The following is a 7,340-nucleotide window of genomic DNA, read 5'->3' as shown; positions in this document are numbered from 1 at the left end:
ATGCTTCAGCATTTACGCAGAACCCACACTATGTGTGTTGTGCCTGAAACAACACAACCCCAATTCAGCAGCACCCTCTTTACGCTTCTTCCCGATTGGCTGTGGCGCGAACACAAAGCGCGACGCAGCAACCCGTCATGCCTGATGACCATAGCGAGCTGGTCCCACCCCTTCCCATCCCGAACAGGACCGTGAAACAGCTCCACGCCGATGATAGTGCGGATTGCCCGTGTGAAAGTAGGTAATCGTCAGGCTCCTTATGCTGTAACGTCCAGAACCCCGGTGTCTCCGAAAGAGAACCGGGGTTCTGGCGTTTGGGCGCGGGGAAAATAGAAGGCTATCTGCTCGTTCACTGAACGACGCAGCAAAGCCACCTCACGGCCAGTTCGACTGGCCGCGGTGAGAATGAGGCAAGGGGCGCGCCGACGCAGTGCCGGCGCTGGGTTCAGTGCCTGCGGCGAACCCGGTCGAGCACGTGATGCTCGGCCAGCCAGTGATGCATCATGCCTTCGCCGTCGTGCTCTTTCCGGTAGGCGCGCGATTCGAAAATCGATAGCCCGAGCAGAACCAGCAGACCTACAGCAAGACCGATCAGACCCGCAATAGTTTCGGCATCCATGGCAGCCTCCTGTCGATTGCAGCCATGTCCGTATCTTAGAACAGTGTCGCAACGGAAAAAATAGCGAATTCAGCCGCTTCGCTACTGGCCGGGGCGCCGCTGGATCACCATTCAGAAAGGATTTGAGGCGATGTACCGTGTTTATCTGGCCCTTGCAATGGCCGCTTTGCTCTCGGCGTGTGCCGACAACGCACCGACTCACCGCCACGGCACCCCGCCGCAGGATCCGCCCGACTACCACGGTGTGCCGACCGACGACCGACCGCCGATGATGATCGACAACCCGCCGCCTGCACAGTAAGAGCCGACGCCTGGCGCGAGCGCCGTCAGTGCAACTGCACAGCCACAGGTACGATCGCGCCGCTGATGCGCGGTAGCAACGGCGAGAGCGTCAGCCCGCGCGCGGCCATGAAGACGAGCAGAGCGATCCACAACCCATGATTGCCGAGCGGCCCGACCAGCGCCCATGACGCGCACAAAAACACAGCCAGCGACACCGCCATGGCTTGCATGAGTTCGCGTGTGCGCGTCGCGCCGATGAATACGCCGTCCAGCAAAAAGCCCCAGACGGAGATGAGCGGCGAAAGCGCGGCCCATGGGAGGAATGCCTGGGCAGCGGCACGCACGGCCGGCTGGTTGGTAAGCTTCTCGATGATCCAGGGGCCGCAGGCCCAATAAACCAACGAAAAACCGAAGGCACCCAGCGCTGCCCAGAACAGGTTGACCTTCACGGCGTGGCGGAACGCATTGCGATTACCCGCGCCGATCGCGGCTCCTACCAGCGCCTCGGCCGCATGGGCGAACCCGTCGAGACCGTAGGCCATGAAGGTCTGGAAGTTGAGGAGCAGGGCGTTCGCGGCAAGGATCGCGTCGCCTTGCTTCGCGCCCAGATGCGCGAACCACCCAAACGAGCCCAGCAGGCAAAGCGTACGCAAAAAGATATCGCGATTGATCGCGACGAGGCGTTTGAGCGCTGCCGGCTCGAGCACAGTTTGTAACGCGAGCGGCGCGAGCCCGCGAGGACGAAGCCTCCACAGTACGCCGGCGCCGAACACAAAACCGAGCGTATCGGCCGTAGCCGTCGCCGCACCGATCCCGGCGATGCCCCACTGAAGCCCGTACACATAGGCGAGCACCGCAACGACGTTCGTCAGATTGATAAAGATCTGCGAAAGCAGCGCAATGCGCACGCGCTGAGTGCCGAGCAGATATCCGAGCACGACGTAATTCGCCAAAGCGAAAGGCGCAGAGCCGATACGCGCAAGACAATAGACCCCAGCGTTGTGTTGCACGTCTGCGCTGCCGCCGATGGCCGCAAGCGTGTACCGGATCAAAGGCGATTGAATCAGCAGGATCGCGGCGCCAATAGCGAATGCCAGTAGCAGGGCGCGCACGACATTCGCGCGCAATGTGGGGAGGTCGCGCGCGCCGTAGGCTTGCGCGACGAGCCCCGTCGTCCCCATGCGCAGGAAGCCGAAACCCCAAAACACGAAGTTGAAGAACAGGCCGCCTAGCGCGACGCCGCCAAGATCGGCCGCGCTGCCGAGGTGGCCTGCTACTGCCGTGTCGACGGCGCCGAGGATCGGCTGGGTGAGATTGGCGAGGACGATGGGGAACGCGAGCGTCAGCACGCGTCGATGCCAGCCTCGCTGGTCAGGCAGGGCCTCAGCGCCGCTCAAGCGCGTTCCTGCACGCACACCCACGGCGAGACGACGACCGCCCACAACTCCGGCTTGCGCGCCGAGTAATCGGCTGCGGTTTCTGCCGGCATACGTGCGACGAGGCCCGACGACAGCCATTGCATGACGACCGCCCTGTCGTCGTTGGCGATCGCCTCCGCCACGCTGACGAGGTCGAGGTCACGCGCCACACTCAGCAACTTGCCTTGCGCGAAGAAACGTTCGAGATCCTGCCAGTCGATCTTGGCGGTTTCGCCGAGCAGCTTGGCGTACGTCGAACTGGGGTTGGCGTCTTCGATAGTCATGATGATTGGAAATTCGTTGCGGCAGATACTATAAACGATAGTCTGCCAGCAGACCGGTGGTCGGTTAGCGAACGCCGGATCCGCGGCATTAGTCACATTAATAAGTTGATATCCAGGCTCGTGGCGCCAAAACGTAGACAATAAGCCACATTAAATCAGCAAACATCTGATCTAAGCGTGCGGCGCATTTGTGTTTCAAATCTGTACGTCACATCGAATAAATGCATTGTTGCGTGCGTTTGCACACTAAAGCCGGCGGCTTCGAAAATGCGAAAAGCGCCGAGCTTTAAACCGACGATCGAGGCTCGCAAAATCCCTCGACAGGACCCTGTTGTTCAGCCTGAACGGCCCGCCCAGCAAGACTTTGCGCTGGTTGGTGACTTGTCGTTGCGTGTCATTGAAACATGCAATCTTATGAGCAGCCGCAGATGATTCGGCATCCTCATTCGGTGCTGAAAAGTGATGCGACACATAATCCGTGCGCCGTAGCACATTTTCGCGCTAATTAAGTGATTGCGCCGCCGGAAGCCCGTTGATAGATTGCGATTCGGCGCATGGTAAACCGGTCCTTTGCCGATATGCGCCAAACCCCCGTTAGCCCGGCGCCATGCCGGGCTTTTTTTCGTCCATTGATTTGGCTGGCCGTAGCGGCCTGTCTCAACGTGCGGGAAGTTCTCGAGTCGGATCGATCGAGCGCCCCTGGTACCGCAGTTCGAAATGCAGCATCACGCGATCGTTGTCGGTGCTGCCCATTTCCGCGATCTTCTGCCCTTGCGCGACGCTCTGACCTTCCTTCACGAACAATGCCTGATTGTGCGCATAGGCCGTCAGGTAATCGCCGTTGTGCTTGATGATCAGCAAGTTACCGTAGCCACGCAGACCATTACCGGCATAGACCACGGTGCCGGGCGCCGCGGCGACGACGGGCGTGCCGGCCGCATTGGCGATGTCGATGCCTTTCGAGTTACGGCCGTCAAAGTTGCGGATGACCTGGCCGCTGGTCGGCCAGACGAGCGAAATCGACGGCGCAGCCGCCGCCGAAGGTGCGGATGAAGGCGCGGATGCGGTATCGGTTGTTTCGGCGCTCTCGCGCGGGGCAGTTGCTGCGCTACGCGGCGGCGCGGTGCGGGTGCTCGCTGTGCCGGCGGGCGGTTCGACGCGCAGGACCTGGCCGACTTCGATGGCGTCGGGGTTCGACAGATTGTTCCAGCGCACGATGTTCTGCACGGACTGGCGAGTGCTGCGCGCGATCTTGTACACGGTGTCGCCGCGTTCGACGCGATAAAAGCCGGGGCCGACCGGAGCCGATCCGCACGCCGCGAGCAGCGCAACGAGCGCTGCACATGCAATCCGTCTGATTCCTGGTGCCAACATTGAACCTCGCATGACCTTGCCTCGACGGACCACGGTCCGCCGCGCGGGCAAAACGCCTGATTTTAGCGGGTTTGCCAGCGCAACTGGGGTTTTGCCTGACGAATGACTGACGAAGTCGGCAGCATCCATACCGGCGCCGGCCCAGCACGGCGCCGCCGGTGCGCGCGATTAGCCGCCGAGCGCCTCGACGCCGATACGCAGCGTCGCCGTCTCCGTTTGACCCGGTGCGAGCCAGCGCAGGCCGAGGCCGTTATGGATCGCGTCGGGCAGACCCAGCCAGGGTTCGACGCAGTAGAAGTCGGAGTCCGCGGCTTCCGTCCACGTCGTGACGGCGTACCAGGGAAGCGAGCCGGGCCGGTTCAGGTCGATCGTCACCGCGCGGCCGAGTCCTGGCGCCACGAGGTGCACCGGCGAGGCGGGCGGCGTTGGCTCGAGCACATGGAAGCGGTCGATGATGCTTGCGTCGTCGAGCCTGTATTGCGCTTTGCCGGGTTCGGGCGCACTGATCGAACCGTCCGCGAGCTGATGGCGGCGCTGGCTAGCCGGCAGGTCGAGCGTCGTCTGCGCGCGCTGGGCGTGGGGCAAGGCGAAGTAGAAGTGATGGCCCGTGTACCAGGGGAGCGGATTCGGGCCGGTATTAGTCGCGGCGAGCGTCACGTCGAGCGTATGCGCGTCGGCCAGCCGGTAGACCGCTTCGAAGCGAAAGGCGAACGGGTAGCCGGTACGGGTGGCGTCGGAGTCGACGAGCGTCATCTGCAGGCCGTGCCCGTCGTCGTCGACTTGCGCCGCGAACGGCAGGTCGCGCGCGAAGCCGTGCATCGGCAGATCGCGGACGACGCCTTGAGCGTCGCGCCAACGCCCGATCTGGCCGTCGACACGATGGCGGCCAAGGAAGGGGAAGAGCAGCGGATTGCCGCCGCGCACACGTGCCGGCTCCGCCCAGTTCGCATTTTCCGGCCATACGATGACCGGCTGGCCGCCGACGTGCCACGAGAGCAAACGGCCGCCGGCCCACGGCGCGAAGCGCAGCGTCGAGGCACCGCGGCTGAGGGTGAGGATGTCCTGCTCTGGATGTGCGTTCATGGGCGGGCCTGGCGTGGGTGGAAGAAGGGTGGCGCGGATGCGCCGGACAGAGGCGGATTTTGCGCCGCTTTCTCATGCGTGAAAACCCTTGTCGGGAAAGCGTGGGTGTCGTTGGCGGACAAGAGTCAGCATAATCCGCATGACCGTGCGTTAGCGCACAGAGCATTTTCGCAGGAGACCTCCCCATGGACCTCGCAATGGCAATGAGCATGGCTCTGTTCAGCCTCTTTGTCGGTAGCAGCGCCTATTTCTTCTACAAGATGGCGCGCTGATCGCGCCGCGTTCCGTCCCCCTCGACCGGATTCCCGAGAGCGCGACATGCAGTTTCGCGCCAGGATCCCTGCATTCGCAGCCAACTTTGTTGCGACGCAGTAACTTTTCTGACAAATCCATCTCCAGGCTTGGCGCTGCAATACGGCCCAGGCATAATCGGTGCGCTTTGCCGCACCGGCTCCGCAACGGTCCGGCCCCTTACACCACCATTACGAGGATCCGCGCGTGAGTCTCTGGTTTCTATTCTTCCTGAGCGTGTTGCAAGGCGTCACCGAACTGTTCCCCGTGAGCAGCCTCGGCCATACACTGCTCGTGCCGGCACTGTTCGGCATGCACATCGACAAGCACGCGCCGCAATTGCTGCCGTTCCTCGTCGCATTGCACCTGGGGACCGCAGTTGCGCTGCTCTGGTATTTCCGCGAGCGCTGGGTCGCGTTGATCAGGGGCTTCTTTGCCTCCCTGGGCGGTCGCAAGAACGACGACGGGCACATGATGTGGGCGCTCATCATCGGTACGATTCCGACGGGTATCGTCGGCCTCGTGCTCGAAAAGCGCATCGAAGCCATCTTTCACGATCTGCGCATCGTCGCGGCTGCGTTGATGGTCAATGGCGTGCTGCTCTGGTTCGGCGATCGCCTCCAGCGTGCCCGTGCGCATCGTCCGCCCGAGAAACTCACGTTCCGCCAGGCCTTTCTCGTCGGCCTCGCGCAGATCGGCGCGCTCATTCCCGGCTTTTCGCGCAGCGGCCTCACGATGATCGCCGGCAATGCAGCGGGCCTCACGGCAGAAAAGGCTGCGGAGTTCTCGTTCCTGCTCGGCACGCCGATCATCTTCGCGGCTGGCGTGCTCGAACTGCCTAAGCTGTTTCACGCGCGAGATCAGCTGATGACTGCGGTCGTTGGCGGCGTGCTCACGGGTATTGCGGCCTGGCTGAGCGTGAAGTTCCTGATGAGCTATTTCGAGGGACGCGGGCGCCTCGCATCGTTCGGTGCGTACTGCCTGATCGCGGGCGCGATTTTCCTTGGCTGGTTCGCGTTGCATCAGCAGCCGGTTTGATTTGGGCGCGAAGGCCCTTGGCAAGCGCGATGAGCGAGGCGCGACCGCGTGAGACGATCGCGGTATAATCCAGCCCCGTCTTCGCGAGGCCCGCTTGCGGCCTTGCGCACGTTCACGCGACAGTAGCTCAGCTGGATAGAGCATCGGCCTTCTAAGCCGAGGGTCGGGGGTTCGAGCCCCTCCTGTCGCGCCAGATCAAATAAATAAAAAGCCCGGCCTTCCCCGCCGGGCTTTTTGCTTTATCACACACCACGAATCCAGGCCGATTCAAACCCTCACGCCACGAGCCGCAACGGCACCGGCTCCTCGGCCGCCTGCGCGAGAAACACCATACGGCGGAACTCGTTCGGATTCGAAATGCCGGGAATCGGCGTAGCGATCAAGCCACCGCCGCCCACGACGAGCGAGCCATAGTCGAATATCCGGCCGATCAGGCTTTGCTCGATCCTTACGCTCTCTATCTTCGCTAGCGTCAACTCCACCGTGTGACGACGGACCGCACCGAACCTGGCCACCACGCGCTTGTTGGTCACGGCGAATTCTGTCGTCCACCAGGCGAGTAGCGATGCACCGAACAGTCCCAACCCTGCGGCAAAAAAACTCACCGCTGCGAGCGGCGACGTCCCCATGGTGCCGACGAGCACGCCCCAAACCATGAGCAGGAGGCTGAATGTGATACGCGGCCCCATCGCCCAGAAGCAGGGGTGTCCCTCGCAGACGATCCTTTCGCCTGGTAAGAGAGTCGATTCGACGTATTTCACAATGACCTCCGTCAAGATTTGTTCAGTAATTAATTTGTAAGGTAGTGCATCCTGCGGCGTAGGATCCGTGGTCAAACGTCGCGGCTCGACGCCCGGCGGACGCGCGGAGCGGGCAGGGGCGACGAATTCGCGGCGCAATAAAAAAGGGCAGCCCGAGGGCTGCCCTTCAAACCGGATGAGCAACATCCGG

General features: G+C 62.4%; 8 protein-coding genes, 1 tRNA gene and 1 rRNA gene. 4 read left to right on the top strand and 6 right to left on the bottom strand.

The annotated features are described in order from the left end of the window. Positions 1–140 precede the first annotated feature (140 nt). Positions 141–254: ribosomal RNA gene (rrf, locus tag BFD71_RS34465) — 5S ribosomal RNA — on the top strand. Positions 255–445: 191 nt separating this feature from the next. Here the strand turns inward: rrf and BFD71_RS41675 are convergent. Further along, the gene (locus BFD71_RS41675; RefSeq protein ID WP_165822956.1) at positions 446–619 is read right to left on the bottom strand and encodes a hypothetical protein; all 174 of its coding nucleotides are present in this window, start codon (positions 617–619) and stop codon (positions 446–448) included. 130 nt (positions 620–749) lie between these two features. Here BFD71_RS41675 and BFD71_RS41670 point away from each other — a divergent pair, with 130 nt between their 5' ends. Next, positions 750–920 (top strand): hypothetical protein, encoded by a 171-nt coding sequence (locus BFD71_RS41670; RefSeq protein ID WP_176732998.1) that lies wholly within the window; start codon positions 750–752, stop codon positions 918–920. 25 nt (positions 921–945) lie between these two features. On the opposite strand, the gene BFD71_RS34460 is transcribed toward BFD71_RS41670, so the two are convergent. The 4 genes from BFD71_RS34460 to BFD71_RS34445 form a co-directional block, all read right to left on the bottom strand. Beyond that, on the bottom strand, positions 946–2,298 hold the full coding sequence (locus tag BFD71_RS34460; RefSeq protein WP_370684335.1) for an MATE family efflux transporter: 1,353 nt from the start codon (positions 2,296–2,298) through the stop codon (positions 946–948). Next, positions 2,295–2,603 (bottom strand): DUF2288 domain-containing protein, encoded by a 309-nt coding sequence (locus tag BFD71_RS42440; protein ID WP_069268696.1) that lies wholly within the window; start codon positions 2,601–2,603, stop codon positions 2,295–2,297. The genes BFD71_RS34460 and BFD71_RS42440 overlap by 4 nt, the downstream gene beginning before the upstream one ends. Before the next feature lie 657 nt (positions 2,604–3,260). Continuing rightward, entirely contained in the window at positions 3,261–3,977 is a 717-nt protein-coding gene (locus tag BFD71_RS34450) for a peptidoglycan DD-metalloendopeptidase family protein (RefSeq protein ID WP_069268695.1), read from the bottom strand. A gap of 168 nt (positions 3,978–4,145) precedes the next feature. After that, on the bottom strand, positions 4,146–5,060 hold the full coding sequence (locus BFD71_RS34445) for an aldose epimerase family protein (protein ID WP_069268694.1): 915 nt from the start codon (positions 5,058–5,060) through the stop codon (positions 4,146–4,148). Positions 5,061–5,558: 498 nt separating this feature from the next. Between BFD71_RS34445 and BFD71_RS34440 the strand changes: the two genes are divergently transcribed. Continuing rightward, entirely contained in the window at positions 5,559–6,389 is an 831-nt protein-coding gene (locus BFD71_RS34440; RefSeq protein WP_069268693.1) for an undecaprenyl-diphosphate phosphatase, read from the top strand. 116 nt (positions 6,390–6,505) lie between these two features. Then, positions 6,506–6,582, top strand: a tRNA-Arg gene (locus tag BFD71_RS34435). An 82-nt stretch (positions 6,583–6,664) separates the two neighbouring features. Here the strand turns inward: BFD71_RS34435 and BFD71_RS34430 are convergent. Further along, complete coding sequence (locus BFD71_RS34430; protein ID WP_083245628.1) at positions 6,665–7,336, bottom strand: PH domain-containing protein; 672 nt, start codon at positions 7,334–7,336, stop codon at positions 6,665–6,667. Positions 7,337–7,340: the final 4 nt, after the last annotated feature.

This window comes from Paraburkholderia nodosa (assembly GCF_001718195.1).
In the GTDB taxonomy this organism is placed as follows: domain Bacteria; phylum Pseudomonadota; class Gammaproteobacteria; order Burkholderiales; family Burkholderiaceae; genus Paraburkholderia; species Paraburkholderia nodosa_A.
Note: the sequence above shows the minus strand (reverse complement) of the source record. Positions and strands in the feature narration are given on the sequence as shown.

Coding starts and splice junctions, on each gene's coding strand:
- BFD71_RS34445 (WP_069268694.1), bottom strand. CDS start 5,060: ATGAACGCACATCCAGAGCAGGACATCCTCACCCTCAGCCGCGGTGCC.
- BFD71_RS34450 (WP_069268695.1), bottom strand. CDS start 3,977: ATGTTGGCACCAGGAATCAGACGGATTGCATGTGCAGCGCTCGTTGCG.
- BFD71_RS34430 (WP_083245628.1), bottom strand. CDS start 7,336: ATGTTGCTCATCCGGTTTGAAGGGCAGCCCTCGGGCTGCCCTTTTTTA.
- BFD71_RS41670 (WP_176732998.1), top strand. CDS start 750: ATGTACCGTGTTTATCTGGCCCTTGCAATGGCCGCTTTGCTCTCGGCG.
- BFD71_RS42440 (WP_069268696.1), bottom strand. CDS start 2,603: ATGACTATCGAAGACGCCAACCCCAGTTCGACGTACGCCAAGCTGCTC.
- BFD71_RS41675 (WP_165822956.1), bottom strand. CDS start 619: ATGGATGCCGAAACTATTGCGGGTCTGATCGGTCTTGCTGTAGGTCTG.